General features: G+C 69.2%; 15 protein-coding genes. 4 read left to right on the top strand and 11 right to left on the bottom strand.

Annotated elements, in window-relative coordinates:
• Positions 1 to 16: 16 nt before the first annotated feature.
• On the bottom strand, positions 17 to 1,846 hold the full coding sequence (locus AB0M51_RS20265; protein WP_344197668.1) for a S8 family serine peptidase: 1,830 nt from the start codon (positions 1,844 to 1,846) through the stop codon (positions 17 to 19).
• A 107-nt stretch (positions 1,847 to 1,953) separates the two neighbouring features.
• On the opposite strand from AB0M51_RS20265, the gene AB0M51_RS20260 reads away from it, so the two are divergent.
• The gene (locus AB0M51_RS20260) at positions 1,954 to 2,616 is read left to right on the top strand and encodes a hypothetical protein (protein WP_344197666.1); all 663 of its coding nucleotides are present in this window, start codon (positions 1,954 to 1,956) and stop codon (positions 2,614 to 2,616) included.
• A gap of 34 nt (positions 2,617 to 2,650) precedes the next feature.
• On the opposite strand, the gene AB0M51_RS20255 is transcribed toward AB0M51_RS20260, so the two are convergent.
• Positions 2,651 to 3,568 (bottom strand): DJ-1/PfpI family protein, encoded by a 918-nt coding sequence (locus tag AB0M51_RS20255; protein ID WP_344197664.1) that lies wholly within the window; start codon positions 3,566 to 3,568, stop codon positions 2,651 to 2,653.
• A 4-nt stretch (positions 3,569 to 3,572) separates the two neighbouring features.
• Positions 3,573 to 4,172: an isochorismatase family protein gene (locus AB0M51_RS20250; protein WP_344197662.1), complete on the bottom strand. Its 600-nt coding sequence runs from the start codon at positions 4,170 to 4,172 to the stop codon at positions 3,573 to 3,575.
• Between the two features lie 178 nt (positions 4,173 to 4,350).
• Between AB0M51_RS20250 and AB0M51_RS20245 the strand changes: the two genes are divergently transcribed.
• Entirely contained in the window at positions 4,351 to 5,583 is a 1,233-nt protein-coding gene (locus AB0M51_RS20245; RefSeq protein ID WP_344197660.1) for an aldose epimerase family protein, read from the top strand.
• A gap of 44 nt (positions 5,584 to 5,627) precedes the next feature.
• Here AB0M51_RS20245 and AB0M51_RS20240 read toward each other — a convergent pair whose 3' ends face one another.
• Positions 5,628 to 6,410, bottom strand: coding sequence for an SDR family NAD(P)-dependent oxidoreductase (locus tag AB0M51_RS20240; RefSeq protein ID WP_344197658.1), 783 nt, complete (start codon positions 6,408 to 6,410; stop codon positions 5,628 to 5,630).
• 101 nt (positions 6,411 to 6,511) lie between these two features.
• Here AB0M51_RS20240 and AB0M51_RS20235 point away from each other — a divergent pair, with 101 nt between their 5' ends.
• Positions 6,512 to 7,090: a TetR family transcriptional regulator gene (locus AB0M51_RS20235; RefSeq protein ID WP_344197656.1), complete on the top strand. Its 579-nt coding sequence runs from the start codon at positions 6,512 to 6,514 to the stop codon at positions 7,088 to 7,090.
• Between the two features lie 11 nt (positions 7,091 to 7,101).
• On the opposite strand, the gene AB0M51_RS20230 is transcribed toward AB0M51_RS20235, so the two are convergent.
• Positions 7,102 to 8,499, bottom strand: coding sequence for a HAMP domain-containing sensor histidine kinase (locus tag AB0M51_RS20230; protein WP_344197654.1), 1,398 nt, complete (start codon positions 8,497 to 8,499; stop codon positions 7,102 to 7,104).
• Positions 8,500 to 8,523: 24 nt separating this feature from the next.
• Positions 8,524 to 9,453, bottom strand: coding sequence for a phosphotransferase (locus AB0M51_RS20225; protein ID WP_344197652.1), 930 nt, complete (start codon positions 9,451 to 9,453; stop codon positions 8,524 to 8,526).
• A gap of 194 nt (positions 9,454 to 9,647) precedes the next feature.
• Between AB0M51_RS20225 and AB0M51_RS20220 the strand changes: the two genes are divergently transcribed.
• Positions 9,648 to 10,997, top strand: a complete 1,350-nt coding sequence (locus tag AB0M51_RS20220; protein WP_344197650.1) for a hypothetical protein — start codon at positions 9,648 to 9,650, stop codon at positions 10,995 to 10,997.
• Between the two features lies 1 nt (position 10,998).
• Here the strand turns inward: AB0M51_RS20220 and AB0M51_RS20215 are convergent, their stop codons facing one another.
• The 5 genes from AB0M51_RS20215 to AB0M51_RS20195 form a co-directional block, all read right to left on the bottom strand.
• Positions 10,999 to 12,216, bottom strand: a complete 1,218-nt coding sequence (locus tag AB0M51_RS20215; protein WP_344197647.1) for a cytochrome P450 — start codon at positions 12,214 to 12,216, stop codon at positions 10,999 to 11,001.
• 65 nt (positions 12,217 to 12,281) lie between these two features.
• Positions 12,282 to 13,352 (bottom strand): Gfo/Idh/MocA family oxidoreductase, encoded by a 1,071-nt coding sequence (locus tag AB0M51_RS20210; RefSeq protein ID WP_344197645.1) that lies wholly within the window; start codon positions 13,350 to 13,352, stop codon positions 12,282 to 12,284.
• 40 nt (positions 13,353 to 13,392) lie between these two features.
• Positions 13,393 to 14,694, bottom strand: a complete 1,302-nt coding sequence (locus tag AB0M51_RS20205) for a sugar ABC transporter substrate-binding protein (protein ID WP_344197643.1) — start codon at positions 14,692 to 14,694, stop codon at positions 13,393 to 13,395.
• Positions 14,695 to 14,712: 18 nt separating this feature from the next.
• Complete coding sequence (locus AB0M51_RS20200) at positions 14,713 to 15,597, bottom strand: carbohydrate ABC transporter permease (protein WP_344197641.1); 885 nt, start codon at positions 15,595 to 15,597, stop codon at positions 14,713 to 14,715.
• A complete protein-coding gene (locus AB0M51_RS20195; RefSeq protein ID WP_344197639.1) occupies positions 15,587 to 16,510 on the bottom strand; it encodes a sugar ABC transporter permease in 924 nt (307 codons plus the stop codon). Before AB0M51_RS20195 ends, AB0M51_RS20200 begins: the two co-directional genes overlap by 11 nt.
• Positions 16,511 to 16,527 lie beyond the last annotated feature (17 nt).

Here is a 16,527-nt window from a genome sequence, read left to right as displayed (position 1 = left end):
GGACCACTACGACTTCTTAATTCGCGTTCAGTACCCCGGCTCCGGAGCCCGGCTCGCCGCGGTGTACGGCGTTGGCCGCGAGCAGCGCGTTCAGGGCGATCGGGGCGAGCCGGCCGCCGAACTCCTGCCGGGTCAGTGCGGCGACACCCGCGGCGGTCGGTGCGGAGGCCGACGTACCGAAGAAGCGGCAGGCGCCCTCGGTGCTGGTCGGGCAGGTGCCGGAGCCGAAGCCGCCCGCGCCGCTGACCGACTCACCGTCGGCGGCCAGCCAGTTCGGTGCCGGGAAGCTCAGCGCGCCGATCCCCGGTACGCCGGTGCACGGACCGGGCCGGTTGCCCGGACAGCGGGTCGTGGTGACGAGCTGCACCGGACCGGCGGCACTGTACGGCTCCACCGGGGCGGTCGCCGGGTCCGTCGACACGCTCGAGTTCACGGCCCCCGCGCTGGTGGCGAAGATCGTGTAGTTCGAGTCCGGGTTCAGCGAGCCGGCCGCGTCGGTCGGGTCGAGCGTCTGCACGCCGGCCGACAGGGCCCGCCAGCGCAGGTCGAGGGTCGGCGCCTTCCGCGCGGTCGACGTACCCGCGACGTCCACCACGAGCTTCGCCCGCTGGGCCGTGCCGGTCGTGTTGAAGTACTGGAACTGCTCGATCGTGTCGCCGACGCCGTTCGCCTGGACGTTCGTGCTGGACGCGAGGCACTTGGTGCCGGTGCTGTCCATCAGGTACAGGTTCAGGTCGGTGAACCCGCCCTGACCGGCGGTCGGGTAGATCGCCCGCGGCTCACTCCACTGCAGCGTCGGCAGGATCCCCGCACCGGGCAGGAGATTCAGGTCGTACGTCGTGTCGTCGCCGCGCAGCTTCACCACGTTGCCGGGATCCTTCGGGCAGCCCGTGTACGGGCCGGTGACGCCGTCGGGGCCCTTGCCGGTGCCGACCGCGGTCACCCGCGGGGCGTGCCGGTTGCCGAGGTTGCCGGACGACGAGCTGACCCAGATGCCGTGCTTGGCGAGCGCCTCGGCGGTCGCGGCACCCAGCCCCTGCTGGAACACCGGCTCGTCGTCCAGCGCGATGTCCTCCGCGATCATCGTGACGCCCGCGTCCGCCAGTACGTGGAACGCCTGGAAGTAATCGGCGTTCGTCTCCAGGGTGCTCGCGAACGCCAGCTTCGCGTCCGGCGCGAGGTCGTGGATGATCTCCATCATCGCGGTGCCCTCGTCGTTGTCGTACGACGCGCTCTGCAGCACCTTGGTGTCCGCGGGCAGCTCACCCGCGGCGATCGCCTGCGCGACGTGGTCGGCGTCGCCGGAGATCACGCCGATCTTCTGGCCGCGGCCGGTCAGTCCGCGTGCCTGGGCCTTGTCGGCCTGGTGCAACCGGACGCCCTCGGCGGTGATCGGGCCGGCGTCCACCGCGGGACGCAGGGCCGGGCGCAGGGCGCTGACCCAGTCGAGTGCGGCGACGGCGTCGAGCTTGTCGGACGGGACGGTGGCGGAGACCAGGCCGGTGGTCGGCAGGTCGATCGTGCTCGTGAAGTCGGCGGCGTTCTTCTCGACGGAGACGCCGAGCGCGGTCAACTGGGCCTGTTGCGCGGCGGTGATCGGCGCGGCGGCGTACACCTGGACGCCGACCCGGCCGTTGCTCTCGACACCCATCGCCCGCGCGGCCACGCCGGCCTGCTTGGCTGCCGCGGCCTTGGCGGCGTCGCGGAGCATCGACGGCACCTTCGCGGCGGCTGCCGGGTCGGGTGCTTGGGCCTGTGGTGCGGGCTGTGGTGCGGCGGTTGCCGGGGCAACCATCGCCAGCGGAGCCATCAACATGATGCTGCTGAACACGTAGCGGAGCTTCATTCGGTGAGTCCTCTCCCCCTCCTGAGCGGTCGCGACCCACAGTCATCTACCCACCAACCAGCTGTCCAGTACTTGCGTCGTACCTCTCCTGAGGAGGTTTCACCATCGTGACCACAAAGTTCGACCAGCTGTTCACGTCCGCGGCCCCGCGGATCGCCGCCGGCACCCACCACCGCGAGCCCGTCCCCCGCGAGGGCGGCCGCTGGCCCCTGTCGGTCGTCCTCCGGCCCGATCCCGGTACGGCGCTCGCCCGGTCACTCGACGTACTCACCCGCGAGGCGGCCGCGTTGGCAGGTCCGGACCACTGGCAGACCGGTCAGCTCGGTTCCGCCCACCTGACGGTCCGCGCCCTCGAACCCCGCCGCGAACACATCCCTACCGACGATCCGACCGCCGACCGTTACCGATCGGCCCTCACCCGCGCCAAGCTGTCCGGCCCGGCGACGTTCCGGGTCACGGGACTCACGCTCACCCCGGGAACCGTGATGGCCTGCGCGGAGCCGGTCGGCTCGGTCGCCGACTCTTTCAGCGACCGGCTGACTGCCGAGCTCGGGACAGACGCTTGGTACGAGACCACCCGGCGTGACATCTGGTACCTGAATCTCCTGCACTTCACCGGCGACATCGCCCACCCGACCGCCCTGATCGACTGGGTGGCGAGTCGGCGGGCCGCGCCGTACGGGACTGTTGCTGTCGGCAACGCAGAGCTGGTGCGTGCCGAACTCGCCGCCGGAGAGCGTCCGCATATGCGGCTGGTCAGCTGCGGGTGAATTCCACGGCCTGTTCCGGGGAAGTTGTACCGGTCTAGACAGAGACGCGGGACCGTAACCGGCGGAGCATTCGCGGGTCCTCGAAGCCGACCGATCGGGCTGCCGACTCGACCGTGCTGCCGTGGCCGATCAGGTGCTCGGCGCGCTCCACCCGCAGTAGTTGCTGGTAGCGCAGCGGCGTCAGGCCGGTCGCGGTGGTGAAGATCCGGGTCAGGGTGCGTTCGCTGACGCCGACGTCCCCGGCCAGTTCGGCGAGCGGGAGCTTGTCGGCGTACCGCGCGTCGATCACGTCCTGGACGCGGTGCGCGAGGTCGCTCAGGTGGTCGCGGTGCCGGAGCATCGCGGACTCCTGCAGCTCGTCGCCGTTCCGCCGGGCGTACACGACCATCTCCCGCGCCACCCGGGCGGCCGCCTCCGCGCCGCGGCCGACCGCGACCAGGTGCAGCGCGAGGTCGATACCGCTGGCGATACCGGCGGACGTGATCACGCGGTCGTCCTCGACGTACAGCACGTCCCGGACGATGGTCGCCCGCGGGTACCGGGCGGCCAGCTCGTCGGTCAGGTCGTGGTGGGTGGTGAACCGGCGGCCGTCGAGCAGCCCGGCCCAGCCGAGCGCGTCGGCGCCCGAGCAGACGCTCGCGACCGATCCGCCGGCCGCGTGGTGGGCCCGCAGCCGGCGCCGGAAGTCCGGCCCGATCGGCGGCTCCGGCGACAGCCGCGGCGACCGCCAGCCCGGTACGACGATCAGGTCGCGCGGGTCGAGCTCCGGCCACTCGGACCGGGTCCGCAACGGCACCCCCTGCGCGGTCGCGACCTCGTCGGACTCCGCCACGTACGACACGTCGTACCCGTAGCCGAAATCGTCCGCGGTCGTGAACACCTGCGCCGGCCCGGCGAGATCGAGCAAGTGGAGTCGCGGCACCAGTACGAAGACCACGCGGGTGGGGCGCATCAGGTCAGGATGCCACGGGTACGCCGGTGAGGTCGTCGAGGGTGCGGACGGTGGCGAACCGGCCGGCCAGGACGTACTCGGTGCGCTCGGCGACCTGGTCCGCGGTCAGCGTCAGCGGGTCGGCGAGGATCTCCTCGACCGATGCCCGCTCCCGGATCGACCAGTGCGCGAGCGCCATCGTCGCGGTCGCCTCGGTGACGAACACGACGTCGTACCCGAGATCCGACCCGACCCGGGCGGTGGTCTCGCAGCACTGCTCGGTCCGGATACCGCAGACAACGATTTCGGAAACGCGTTCCTGAGTCAGTAATTGCTGAAGATTCGTTGTGGTGAAGGCGTTGTGCGACGTTTTCCGCAGAATCGGTTCGGCCGGCAACGGCTCGAGTCCGTCGATCAGCCGGACGTGCCCCTCGGCCGGGTCGAACGCGCCACCGGTGCCGGGTTCGGTGTGCAGCACCCACACCACCAGCTCGTCCCGCTCGCGGGCGGCGCGCACCAGGCGCTGCACCCGGTCGGCGATGTCGGGGTGGTTCACCAGCTGCCAGTTCGGGCGGACCCGGAACGATTCCTGGACGTCGATCACGATCAGTGCGGTTCGGCTCATGCCCACCAGGATGCGCGCGGAACGGCGTACCGCAGAAGGCTCGATCGGGGCGGCCGGCGGACGGATCCGGTCACGCCGAAGAGATCGGACGAATTCGAACCGTTACGAACTGTTCCAAACAATCCGGCGCCGTCCTATCGTGCCCAGGTCAGTCTCTACAACGATTGAGGGGATTGCGATGCCCGATCACCTGCCCCGCCGCCAGGTCCTCCGGACCGCCGGCGCACTGGGCCTCGGTGCCGCCGCCGCGGGCGCTCTCAGCAGCACCGCGGAAGCAGCCACCCGAACCGCCGGCCGCACTGGTACGCCGGATAAGTTGCACGGTATGGGCGCACACCACGGCAAGCTCGAGATCCGCAAGGACCCGTTCGGCACCACCCCGGACGGCCAAGGCGTGGACGTGTACACGTTCACGAACGGCCGGGTGACGATCTCGATGCTGACCTGGGGCGCGACCCTGCAGCGGATCGAGACCCCGGACCGCCGCGGCCGCACCGAGAACATCAGCCTCGGCTTCGACAACCTGCCCGACTACGCGAAGCTCAGCCCGTACTTCGGCGCCACCATCGGCCGGTACGGCAACCGGATCGCCAAGGGCAAGTTCACACTCGACGGGACGTCGTACCAGATCCCGGTCAACAACGGCGAGAACGCGCTGCACGGCGGCACCATCGGCTTCGACAAGAAGGTCTGGAAGGCGAAGGTCGTCCAGGACGACTCGTCCGTGGGCGTCGCGTTCACCTACGTCAGCCCGGACGGCGAGATGGGCTTCCCCGGTGAGCTCACCAGCACCGTCACGTACACGCTGGACACCCGCGACAACCTGCGGATCGACTACCACGCGACGGTCGCCGGCAAGCCGACGATCGTGAACCTCACCAACCACTGCTACTTCAACCTGCTCGGCGAGGGCAACGGCACGATCTACGACCACGTCCTCGAACTGAACGCCCCGAAGTACACCCCGGTCGACGCGACGCTGATCCCGACCGGCGAGATCGCGCCGGTCGCCGGTACGCCGTTCGACTTCAGCCGGCCGACCGCGATCGGCGCCCGGCTCCGCGGCGACCACCAGCAACTGGTGTTCGGCCGCGGGTACGACCACAACTTCGTGCTCGGCGACCAGCCGGACAAGGAAGGCCTGCGGCTCGCGGGCCGCTTCTGGGAGCCCGAGCACGGCCGCACCCTCGAGGTCCACACCGACCAGCCCGGCGTGCAGTTCTACAGCGGCAACTTCCTCGACGGCACGTTCCTCGGTATCGGCAAGAAGGCCTACCGCCAGGGCGACGCCTTCGCGTTCGAGACCCAGCACTTCCCGGACTCCCCCAACCACCCCAACTTCCCGTCCACCGTCCTCCGCCCCGGCGAGACCTACCGGTCCACCACCGTCTACTCCTTCGGCACCAAGTAGCCCGACGGAACGCCGTACCTCGAGCGGGTACGGCGTTCCGCAGCTCAAGCCGTCTTCACGATGCCGCCGTCGATCAGGTAGTCGGCGCCGACGATGCTGGCGGTTACTGGCGAGCAGAGCTGTACGACGAGTGCGGCGACCTCGGCCGGTTCGATCAGGCGGCCCGTGAGCATGCCGGTCTGCTGGGGCAGCGCCGCGAGCAGGTCCTCGTGGGAGATGCCCAGTGTCCGTGCGAGCTGGCCGCCGTACTTGGCGGGGTCCGTCAACAGCGCGGTCCGCACCGGGCCTGGTGACACCGTGTTCACGCGCACGCCTTGCGGACCGAACTCCTCGGCGAGGGCCTTGCCCAGCGCGGTCAGCGCCGCCTTCGCGGTCGTGTACGGCACCGGCCCGCTGGACGGCATGCGGGCGCTGTTCGACGACACGTTCACGATCGCCCCACGCCGCCGCAGCAGGCTCGGCAGCGCCGCCCGGGTCGTCCGTACGGTCGCGAAGTAGTTCACCTCGAACAACTGCCGCCACGCCTCGTCGTCCAGGTTCAGGAACCCGGCGGCCAACTCGCCGTCCCCACCGCCGACGTTGTTGACCAGCAGATCCAGCTCCCCGACCTCGGCGAGCGCCGCCGCGACCGCACGCTCCGGCCCGTCCGCCGCGGCGAGATCCGCCGGTACGACGTACGAGCCGGTGCCGCGCAGCTCAGGTGTGACCGTCCGCGCGACCGCGACCACCCGCACGCCCTCGGCCGTCAACTGCTCGACCACCGCGAGCCCGATCCCCCGGCTTGCCCCGGTGACGAGCGCCGTCTTGTCCTTCAACTGCAGCTCCATGACAACTCCTCTTGCATCTTGAGTGACGCTTCAAAGCTACTACTTGCTACAACTGTGTAGCAACTAACTCGAAAGAGAGGACACCCAGGTATTCTCTGAGCATGACCGTCCGACCCCTGCGCAGCGACGCCGAGCGGACCGTGCGCACCATCCTGGAAGCGGCCGAGCGCGTCCTGAGCCGCAACCCGTCCGCCTCGATGGAGGCGATCGCCGCCGCGGCCGGTGTCGCCCGGACGACCGTGCACCGGCGGTTCGCAACCCGCGAGGCCCTGGTCACCACAATGAAGACCTGGGCGTCCCGCCAACTCGCGAGCGCCGTCGACGACGCCCGCTTCGACACCGCGCCGCCACTCGTCGCGCTCTACCAGGCAACCGCGAACGCGCTCCAGGTGAAGGTGTCCTGGGGCTTCTCGATGAACAGCGCGCCCGCCGACGGCAGCGAGAGCGACGAGATCATGGCCGGTGTCGTCGCCTCCTGCGACCGCCTCTTCGCCCGCCTGCAGCAGGCCGGCGTACTCCGCGACGACGTCGACCTCGTCTGGGTCCGTCGGGTGTACTACGCCCTGCTCCACGAGGTCGCCCAGGGCGGCGACGCCGAGAAGACCGACATCGACACCCTGGCCACGCGGGTCGTCGACACTCTCCTGCACGGCGCGGGCACCCCGACCGCTCAGCTCTGATCCAGCGGAGGTCAGGCCGGTAGTGCGAGGCTGAACGTCGTACTGCCGGGCCTGGACGTGAGCGTCAAGGTGCCTGCGTGGGCGTGCGCGATGGACTCGGCGAGGGAGAGACCGAGGCCGCTGCCGCCGGTGGCGCGGGTACGGGCGGTGTCGGCGCGGGTGAAACGCCGGAAGACGTTCGGGAGCAGCTCGGACGGAATGCCGGGGCCGTCGTCGTGGACGGTGAGTACGGCGGTGTGGTCGAGACGCCGGACGGCCACTGTGACGGTGGTACCCGCGGGCGTGTGCCGGCGGGCGTTCGTGAGCAGGTTCGTGACGACCTGGTGCAGGCGCTGCTCGTCGCCGATCACGAGGATCGGGTCGGGTGGTACGGCGAGCTCCCAATGGTGGCTGGGGGCAACTATTTCCGCGTCGGCGACCGAGTCCCGGGCGAGCCGGGACAGGTCGACCGGCCGGCGGTCGAGCGGCCGGCCGGCGTCGAGGCGGGCGAGCAGCAGCAGGTCCTCGACCAGCGACGCCATCCGGGTGGTCTCGACCATCACCTTGCCCATCGCATGGGTGTACAGCTCCGGATCCTGCTGGTGCAGGCTCAGCTGCGCGTAGCCGTGGATCGTGGTGAGCGGCGTCCGCAGCTCGTGCGACGCGTCCGCGACGAACTGCCGGACCTGCTGCTCGCTGCGGTGCCGGGCGTCGAGCGCCCCCTCCATGTGCCCGAGCAGCGTGTTCAGTGCGACGGCGACCTGGCCGACCTCGGTCCGTTCGTCGGTGAGCTGGTCCGGCACCCGCGCGGTGACCCCGATCTCGCCGGTGTCGAGCGGTAGGGCGGCCACCTCCCGGGCGGTCTGCGCGACCTGGCGCAGCGGCCGGAGCTGACGGCGTACGACGAAGATCGCGACACCGCCCGCGGTGAGGACGCCGATACCGCCGAAGAGCGCCTCCCAGCCGATCAGGCGGTTGACGGTGTTCTGGATGTCCTTCGTGGGCAGGCCCGCGATGACGGTGACCGTGCCGACGTTCGACGCGCGGACGCGGTACGTGCCGAGCTCCGGGACGTCGACCGTACTGTTCTGGTCGACCGCCGACTGAGCGAGAAGGTTCATCGCGTCGTCCGAGAGCGCGGTGAGTTGTCCGTCCGAGGTGATCACGGTGCCGACCGGCCTGGACGACTGGACGTAGACGGTGACCGTGCCGGCGTCCTGACCGTGCGGTGCGTCCGGCGGCGGACCGCCGTGCCACAACGCACCGGCCGCGCGGCCCTGGGCGGCGTTGACCTTGTCGTCGAGCTGGTTGGTCAGGTACGAGCTGATCGCGGCGGTCGTCAATGCGCCGATCGCGATACTCACCACCGCCACCAGCACCACCATCGCCGCCGCGACCCGCACACTCAACGACCGCGCCGCGAACCTCATGCACTCAGCATGAACAGCCAGTCCTCAGGTGCGCTGCACGTTTCCTGGCAACGCGCTGTGAACCGCGCGCAGTCCTTCGTACTCCGCGGCCGCCCAGCCCTCGCCGCGTGACTCGGTGCCCCGGTAGCGCGGCTTGTCGACCAGATGGAAGCGCAGGTTCAGGATCCGCGCGACGATCTGCAGGTACGGGATCGCGGCCTCGTCCTCGGCGGAGATCGGGCGGTAGATCCGATAGCCGGCCTTGAACGCCGCCCAGTGCGGCGTCGACGCGACACCGCAGAAATCGGGCGCCAGCGAACCGCGCGCGGCCAGGTCGAAATCGAGCAACAGAAGTCCCTGTGGCGTCAACAAAACATTGTCCATCGAGACGTCACCGTGGCAGGTTCCTGCCGTTGAGTACTGCGAGACGTTGTTCCGTACTGCGGCCACCAGAGTCCGGAGCAGGTTTTCCTCCGCGTCGTCGACGGCGAGGATTTGTTCGAGCGCTTGCTCGACGTCTTCCGCGGGCGGCCGGAAGTACGGCGACGTGTAGTTCTCCGCGGCGTTGTGAAATCTCGCGACCTGCCGGCCGAACGCGTGGTACAGCTCGTCGCTGAAAGGCGGTTGCGGCGTACTCCCTTCGACGTACCCGAGCAGGGTGAACGGGCGCGGTCCTTCAGGTGTCTCCAGCAGTCCGACGGTGTCGCCGTCGAGCAGTTCGACGACGTGCGGAGTACGCAGACCAGCCGCGGCCAGATGCGCCGAAAGCCCTGTCTCCCAACGGATTTCGTTCGCTGTACGCCGGCCGTACTGGTAGAGCTTGAGGACGTAGCGCGCGTCGTCCGTCGCCAGCTCGTACACGTCGTTGACGAGTGTCCGGCGCAGCTCGCAGTGGACGAACGTGACGCCGTACCGCGGGCCTATGCCGGCGGCCAATGCGGTCGGGTCGGGTAACGAGCGGAAGGTCCGGATCATCACCCGAGACTAGAGGGCGGTGCGAATTCGCAGGTTAGAACCCGGACAAGACCGGGGATGGTTCGAGACGTTTCCGGATTCGCCTCCCCGTTCGGGGCCGGAAACCGGTAGCCTCTTGCAGCGCGCTATGGGGGCCGCCGTACCACCCAACCGACGAACTGCCGGAGAGCCCAAACCGGTCAGGAGAGCACGTCTTGCAGGAGAACACCAGCAATCCCAGTACTGGCGAACTGGTCAACGTACCCCTCACCGGTGCGGACAAAGTCGCCTACGCTTTCTACGCGACCGCGGCTGCCGCGGCGCTGGTCGGCCAGGTCTGGGCCGGCGTGACCCACATCCCCTGGCCGAGCGACGGCTTCTCGCCGTTGCTCAAGATCATTCTCGTCACGCCCGCGGTCGCGGTGCTCGAGCTCGGCGGTGTGGCCACCGCGGCGCTCGCCGACCTGCGCCGGCGCAAGGGCGAGCAGGCGTACGCGTACCGCGCGATGTCGTTCTTCGCGGCACTGGTCGCGGTCGTGTTCAACGTGGTCGGGCACTGGCGCCCGGAGGAGCGGTTCCTGGCCTTCGGCTTCGGCGGCCTGTCCGCGTTCGCGTACGTGCTCTGGCTGATCCACAGCTCGGCCCGGCGTCGCGACGCACTGCGGCGGGCCGGGCAGATGCGCGACACCGGCCCGGTGTACGGCGTCGTCCAGTGGGCCCGCGAGCCGCGGGTCACCTGGCTGGCGCGGTCGCTGGCGATCGAGCACGGCTACACGTTGTACGAAAGCCTGCGGGCCGCGCATCACCAGATCCGGAACCGGAGCCGTCGCGAGGCGATCGCCGGGACCGTCGCGGAGTACATCCGGTCGGAGCACCAGGACGAGCGGCTGGCGAAGATCGCCGAGACGACGTACGACCCGGACCGGCTGGCCGGGATGCTCGAGGAGCGGATCAACTACGAGGTCATCACCAACAAGCTGACCAAGGCGATCTCGCCGCCGCCGGAGCCCGAGGAGCGGCCCGCCGTACCGGCTGCCGTCTGGGTGCTCGAGGGCGGGCAGCCACGGCGTGCGGACGGCACCGGGGTCGGGCTGCGCGACGACGACGCCTGGACCGGTGAGCTGATGGCGATCGTCGACCAGGACCCCGCGGACAGCGGGAACGTGTCCGAAGCGGTCGTCGTCGAGGACGAGAGCGAGCCGGAGCACGTCGTGAACGGTACGGCGGGCAGCAGCCTGAAGCCGTTCGCCCCGCAACCCAAGGCGGAGCCGCTGGTCGAGAAGCCGAAGCCCCCGTCCCCGTTCGCCGGCCCGACGGATTCGCAGCCCCCGGCCCTGATCACCACCCCGAAGGTCGTCGAGCCGGTCGAAGAGGAACCCGCCGAGCCGACCGACCTCGAGAAGAAGCGCATGCGGGCGTGGAACATGCTGGCCGACTGGCCGGAGGGCCACGAGCGCACCGCGGCGAACCTCGCCCGGGCCGTCAGCTGCAGCGAGCCGATGGCGAAGCGTTTCATCGAGCAGTACGAGACCGAGCACGGCCTCGTGTTCAGCTCGCAGAACTGATTCACCCAGCTGCCGGTGGACCTCCGAGGTTCACCGGCAGTTCTGCGAGACCGCTGACCAGGACGCGACGCCACTCGAGCTCTTCGGCCGGCTTCGCGAGGCTCAGCCGCGGGAACCGCCGGACCAGCGCCAGCAGCGACTCCTGCAGCTCGATCCGGGCGAGCTGCGCGCCGAGGCAGAAGTGCGGACCGAAGCCGAACGACAGGTGCTTGTTGTCCGCGCGATCCAGCCGCAGCTCGTCGGGCGCGTCGTACGCGCGCGGATCCCGGTTCGCCGCGTTGAGCGCGGCCATCACGCCGTCGCCGGCCTTGATCCGTACGCCGTGCAGCTCGACGTCCTCGAGCGCCACCCGCAGCTGCCCGACCTCGCTGAACCTGTTGAACCGCAGTAGCTCCTCGATCGCGGCCGGGACCAGTTCCGGCTCCGCCACCAGCCGCGCCCAATTGGACGGCCGGCGCAAGAGGGTCGCGACGCAACTGGAGATCTGGTTCGCGGACGTCTCGTGCCCGGCGACCAGCAGATTGACGCCGAAGGCAATCAGTTCTTCCTGACTGAGCCGGTCGCCCTCCTCGCGGGCGCGGACCAGCTCGTCGAGGAGGTCCTCGGCCGGTCCGTCGATGTTCGCGAGCTTCTTGGTGACCAGGTCCTCGATGTAGGCGGTCAGGTTGGTCATCGCGTCCTCGACCAGGTCCTTCTCGGCCATCTTCATGCTGTACCCGAGCTCGGTCCACTCCCGGAACTGGGCGCGGTCCTCGTACGGTACGCCGAGCAGCTGGCAGATCACCTGGATCGGCAGCGGCAACGCGACCCGTTGCCGGATGTCGGCGCCGTCACCGGCCCGCGCGACGTCCTCGGCCAACCGCGCGGACAGCTCCGCGACCCACGGGCGGGTGCGCTCGATCTTCCGGTGCGCGAACGTTGGCACCACCAATCGCCGGAGCCGGGTGTGTTCCGGCGGGTCGGTGGTGGTCAGGCTGTTCGGCATCGGCTTGGCCAGCGCCACCCGCGGCGCGCCCTGCTTCACCACCGCGGCCCGCGAGAACCGCGGGTCGGCCAGCACCAGCTTCACGTCGTCGTACCGCGTCACCAGCCAGACCTCGGCCCCCGCCAGCGTCCGCACCCGCGCGACCGGCTGCTGCTCCCGGAGCTCGGCGAAGGTCGGCGACGGGTCGAACCGGAACGCGTCCTCGAACGGAATCTGCAGCACGGGTTCGCTCATACTCGAACCCTATGCAAGTTAGGTTACCCTTGCTTGCCGGACCAGCGCGTCGCCGCGCGGCGGTGTCAGGTCGCCCAGGGGGCGCCGAGCTCGGAGAAGAGCGCGAGTTCGTCGGAGGCGCGGTCGATCCACTTCTCCACGTCCTGCAGGATCGGGCGGCGGTCCAGGCCTTCGCCCTCCCACTGGATGAGGTCTGGCGGAATGACGGCCGGGTCCGGCGCCGTCCGCACCGCCTCGACGACGCGGGTGAAGCCGCCGGTCGCCTCGAGCGGGACGTACAGCGGCACGGCGGGGTCCGCCCGATGGGCGAGCAGATTCTCCAGCAGATCCGCGCGGCCGTACTTCCTGCCGTCGATCAGGTCCGACTGGTACGTGAGCACCGCGCGCCGCTTCGACCCGTGGACGATCACCGACGCCTCGAGGTGTTCGGTGGCGCACAGCGTGACCGCGATCAGGATCGGCGTACCGCGGCTGGTGGTGATCCGGACCGAGGACGTGTCGTCCGACTCGATCGGGTTCGCCCGGTACAGCTCGGTCTCGATCGAGCGGATGTCGTCCACGCCGGTCGACCCGTCCAGCAGCAGGGCGGCCGCGGTCGCGTGCGCGAGCGGGTTCGTCACCGCGCCGTCGACGACGTCGACGCCGTCCAGCCGCCGTCGCCCGGACCAGCGGGCGCGCTGGAAGTAGCGCGCCTTGCGGACCCACTTCCCGGTCGCGCTGATCCCGCGGAGCTCGCCGAGCTCTCCGTCGGCGATCAGCTTCGCCAGCGTCAGCGTGGCCTCGGAGGACTGCGCCTGGAAGCCGACCTGCAGCGCCCGCCCGGTCTCCTCGACCACCGCGGTGAGCTGCTCGAACTCGTCCAGCGACGCCGTCGGCGGTTTCTCCAGCAGTACGTCGGCACCCGCCCGCATCGCCAGCTCCGCCAGCGGGACGTGCGTCTGGATCGGCGTACAGATCACCACGACGTCGACCTCGGTGGCGGCCAGCAGCTCGTCGAGCGCGGCGTACACCTGGACGCCGTCCGGCAGGTCGCCACCGCCTTGCGGGTCGGCGACGGCGACCAGCTCGGCACCGGGCAGCCGGGTGACGTTACGGACATGGGAGGCTCCGTGGCCGTGGATTCCCACCACGGCCACGCGGGCCACCGTCATCGACAATCAGTTGCGGTCAGCAACACTATTTGAGCCCACCCTTGACCTCGTCCAGGAATGCCTTCGCGGCCGCGTCCGGCGCCTGCCGCCCGAACAGTACATCGGTCGTGTACCGCTGGATGATCTTCTCCACCTGTCCACCACCGACCGGCGGGGCCGGCGACGGGTCGCCGAGATCCGGCTTGATGTCCTGGATGAACTTCGCGGTCGCGGCGTCGGCCGGCTGCAGCTTCGGCGTCACCTCGGCGCGCACCTCGGTGTTCGGCGGCACGCCCCGCTCGGCCAGCAGCACGTTGCCGGCGGCGGTGCTGTTCGCCAGGTAGTTGACGAACTCCGCGGCCTCCTTCTGGTGCTTGGTCCGCGACGAGATCGACCAGAACATCGAGCCCTTGTAGTACGAGCCGTTGTCGGCGGCCTTGCCGTCCGCGCTCGGGATCCGGAGCAGCTTCAGCTGCTGGCCGGTCGCCTTGCTGAACGCCACCAGCTGGTTGCTCCAGATGAAGCTCATCGCGAGCTTGCCGGTCGCGAACGCGGACTGGTCGAGCGACGCGTTGATGTCCTGGGAGACCGCCTCGGCCGACGGGATCGCCTTCTGGTCCCGCAGCTTCAGGATGTACTTGAAGAAGTCCGTGGTCGTCTCCGGCGAGACGCCGAGCTTGCCGTCCTTGGTCCACAGCGACTCGCCGTGCTGTCGCGCCCACAGGTTCAGGCCGGCCTCGTTCGTACCGAGGGGTCCGGTGCCGGTGACCTTGCCGCCGGTCTTGGTGGTGATCTCCGCGGCGGTCTTGGCGAAGTCGTCCCAGGTCCAGGTCTTGTCGTCCGGGACCGGTACGCCGGCGGTCTTGAACGCCGCCGGGTTGACGACCACCGCGAACGAGTTGATGCCGGCGTTCAGCCCGTACAGCCCGCCGTCGAACTCGCCGGCGCCGAGCGTGTCCGGCTCGAACTTGCCGGTGTCCAGGCCCTGCGCCTTCTTCAGGTCGAGCAGCGCACCGCGGTCGGCGTACTCCCGCAGGTACTTCTCGTCCATCTGGATGATGTCCGGCGCGTCGTTCGCCGCGACCGTGGTGGCGAGCTTGTCCCAGTAGCCGGACCAGTCGCCGAACTCGCCCTTGATCGTGACGTTCGGATGGTCCTTCTGGTACGCGTCGATCACCTGCTGGGTGAGCTTGGTCCGGGTGTCCGACCCCCACCAGGTGAATCGGAGCGTGACCTTGCCGCCGTCCGCGGACGACGATCCGCCGCCGGAGTCGCCGCCGCACGCGCTGGCGGCCAGCAGCGTGGTGGCCAGCGCCAGGGCCGTCAGGGCCTTGGGGATGTGCCTCATGTGATGACCTTTCAGGGGTTACTTGATGCCGGTGGTGGCGATGCCCTTGATCAGGAACCGCTGACCGAGCAGGAAGGCGAGGAAGACCGGGACCAGCGACACCACCGACATCGCGAACATCGAGCCCCAGGACGAACTGGAGGTCGCGTCGACGAACGACCGGAGCGCGATCGGCACGGTGTACATGTGCGGGTCGGTCAGGTAGATCAGCTGGCTGAAGAAGTCGTTCCAGGTCCAGATGAACGTGAAGATCGTCGTGGTGGCCAGCGCCGGCACCATCAGCGGCAGGATGATCCGGAGGAAGATCGACGCCTTGCCGCAGCCGTCGATCCGGGCGGCCTCGTCCAGCTCGCGCGGGATGCCGCGGATGAACTGCACCATCAGGAAGACGAAGAACGCGTCGGTGGCGAGCAGCTTCGGCACGATCAGCGGCAGCACCGTGTTGATCCAGCCCAGCTTCGAGAACAGGATGTACTGCGGCACGATCACCACGTGGATCGGCAGCATGATGCTGAGCAGCATGATCCCGAACCAGAGCTTCTTCGCGGTGAACTCCAGCCGGGCGAACGCGTACGCCGCCATCGAGCAGGACACCAGGTTGCCGAGGATCGAGCCGAGCACCACCAGCGCCGAGTTCAGCAGGTACCGGGTGAACGGCTCGGTCAGCGCGTTCCAGCCGACCCGGTAGTTCTCGATCCGCAGGTCCTTGATCAGGATGCCGGGGTCGCGGAAGATCTCGTTGCCCGGCCGCAGCGAGCTGACCACCATCCAGATCACCGGGTAGAGCATCACCAGCGCCGAGCCGGCGAGTACGACGTGGATCACCAGCGGCCGGATCCGGGCCCAGCTGAGGCCCGCGGTCCGGCGGGTGGCGACGGTACGGGACAGCGTCTCAGTCGTCATAGAACACCCAGTACTTCGAGGCGAAGAAGTTCGCGGCGGTGAAGACCCCGATGATCACGAGCAGGAACCACGCCATCGCGGAGGCGTAGCCCATGTCGAAGTTCCCGAAGCCCCGGTCGTAGAGGTACAGCGTGAAGAACATCGTCGAGTCCGACGGCCCGCCGCTGCCCCCGGAGACGACGAACGCCTGGGTGAACGACTGGAACGCGTGGATGATCTGCAGCACCAGGTTGAAGAACACGATCGGCGTCAGCAGCGGCAGCGTGATACTGAAGAACCGGCGCAGCGTCCCGGCGCCGTCGACCGCGGCCGCCTCGTAGTACATCGACGGGATCTGTCTCAGCCCGGCCAGGAAGATCACCATCGGCGAGCCGAACGTCCAGACGTTCAGCACGACCAGCGTGCCGAGCGCGGTACTCGGGTCGGAGATCCAGCCTTTTCCGTGGATTCCGAACAGGTCGAGCAACTGGTTCAGCAGGCCGGTGGTGCCGAACACCTGCCGCCAGAGGATCGCGATAGCGACGCTCGAGCCGAGCAGCGACGGCAGGTAGAAGATGGATCGATAAAATGCCATCCCGCGCACGCCCCGGTCCAGCACCACAGCGAGCAGCAGCGCGATCATCAGCTGCAGGGGAACCGACACGAACACGTAGGTGAACGTCACCTTCAGCGAGTTGTGCAGCCGCTGGTCGGACAGCATCCGGGTGAAGTTCTCCAGGCCGATCCACTTCGGCGCCTGGATCAGGTTGTAGTCCGTGAAGGACAGATACAGCGAGGCCAGCATCGGGCCGATCGTGATCAGGAACAGGCCCAGCAGCCAGGGCGCGAGGAAGAGGTAGCCGGCCAGGTTGTCCTTCTTCTGACCTGCGGACTTCTTCCCCCGGAGGCTGCCGAGCTCACCCAGCGCACTCATCGTCTCGTTACCTCCGG

Origin of the sequence: Kribbella sp. NPDC051137 (assembly GCF_040682535.1) — a bacterium.
Taxonomy (GTDB): Bacteria; Actinomycetota; Actinomycetes; order Propionibacteriales; family Kribbellaceae; genus Kribbella; species Kribbella karoonensis.
This window is presented reverse-complemented; position numbering and strand designations above follow the sequence as displayed.

Bases quoted from the DNA above. Each gene is read 5' to 3' on its own strand.
- AB0M51_RS20265 (WP_344197668.1), bottom strand. From the start codon at position 1,846: ATGAAGCTCCGCTACGTGTTCAGCAGCATCATGTTGATGGCTCCGCTG.
- AB0M51_RS20255 (WP_344197664.1), bottom strand. From the start codon at position 3,568: ATGCGCCCCACCCGCGTGGTCTTCGTACTGGTGCCGCGACTCCACTTG.
- AB0M51_RS20250 (WP_344197662.1), bottom strand. From the start codon at position 4,172: ATGAGCCGAACCGCACTGATCGTGATCGACGTCCAGGAATCGTTCCGG.
- AB0M51_RS20245 (WP_344197660.1), top strand. From the start codon at position 4,351: ATGCCCGATCACCTGCCCCGCCGCCAGGTCCTCCGGACCGCCGGCGCA.
- AB0M51_RS20240 (WP_344197658.1), bottom strand. From the start codon at position 6,410: ATGGAGCTGCAGTTGAAGGACAAGACGGCGCTCGTCACCGGGGCAAGC.
- AB0M51_RS20235 (WP_344197656.1), top strand. From the start codon at position 6,512: ATGACCGTCCGACCCCTGCGCAGCGACGCCGAGCGGACCGTGCGCACC.
- AB0M51_RS20230 (WP_344197654.1), bottom strand. From the start codon at position 8,499: ATGAGGTTCGCGGCGCGGTCGTTGAGTGTGCGGGTCGCGGCGGCGATG.
- AB0M51_RS20225 (WP_344197652.1), bottom strand. From the start codon at position 9,453: ATGATCCGGACCTTCCGCTCGTTACCCGACCCGACCGCATTGGCCGCC.
- AB0M51_RS20215 (WP_344197647.1), bottom strand. From the start codon at position 12,216: ATGAGCGAACCCGTGCTGCAGATTCCGTTCGAGGACGCGTTCCGGTTC.
- AB0M51_RS20205 (WP_344197643.1), bottom strand. From the start codon at position 14,694: ATGAGGCACATCCCCAAGGCCCTGACGGCCCTGGCGCTGGCCACCACG.
- AB0M51_RS20200 (WP_344197641.1), bottom strand. From the start codon at position 15,597: ATGACGACTGAGACGCTGTCCCGTACCGTCGCCACCCGCCGGACCGCG.
- AB0M51_RS20195 (WP_344197639.1), bottom strand. From the start codon at position 16,510: ATGAGTGCGCTGGGTGAGCTCGGCAGCCTCCGGGGGAAGAAGTCCGCA.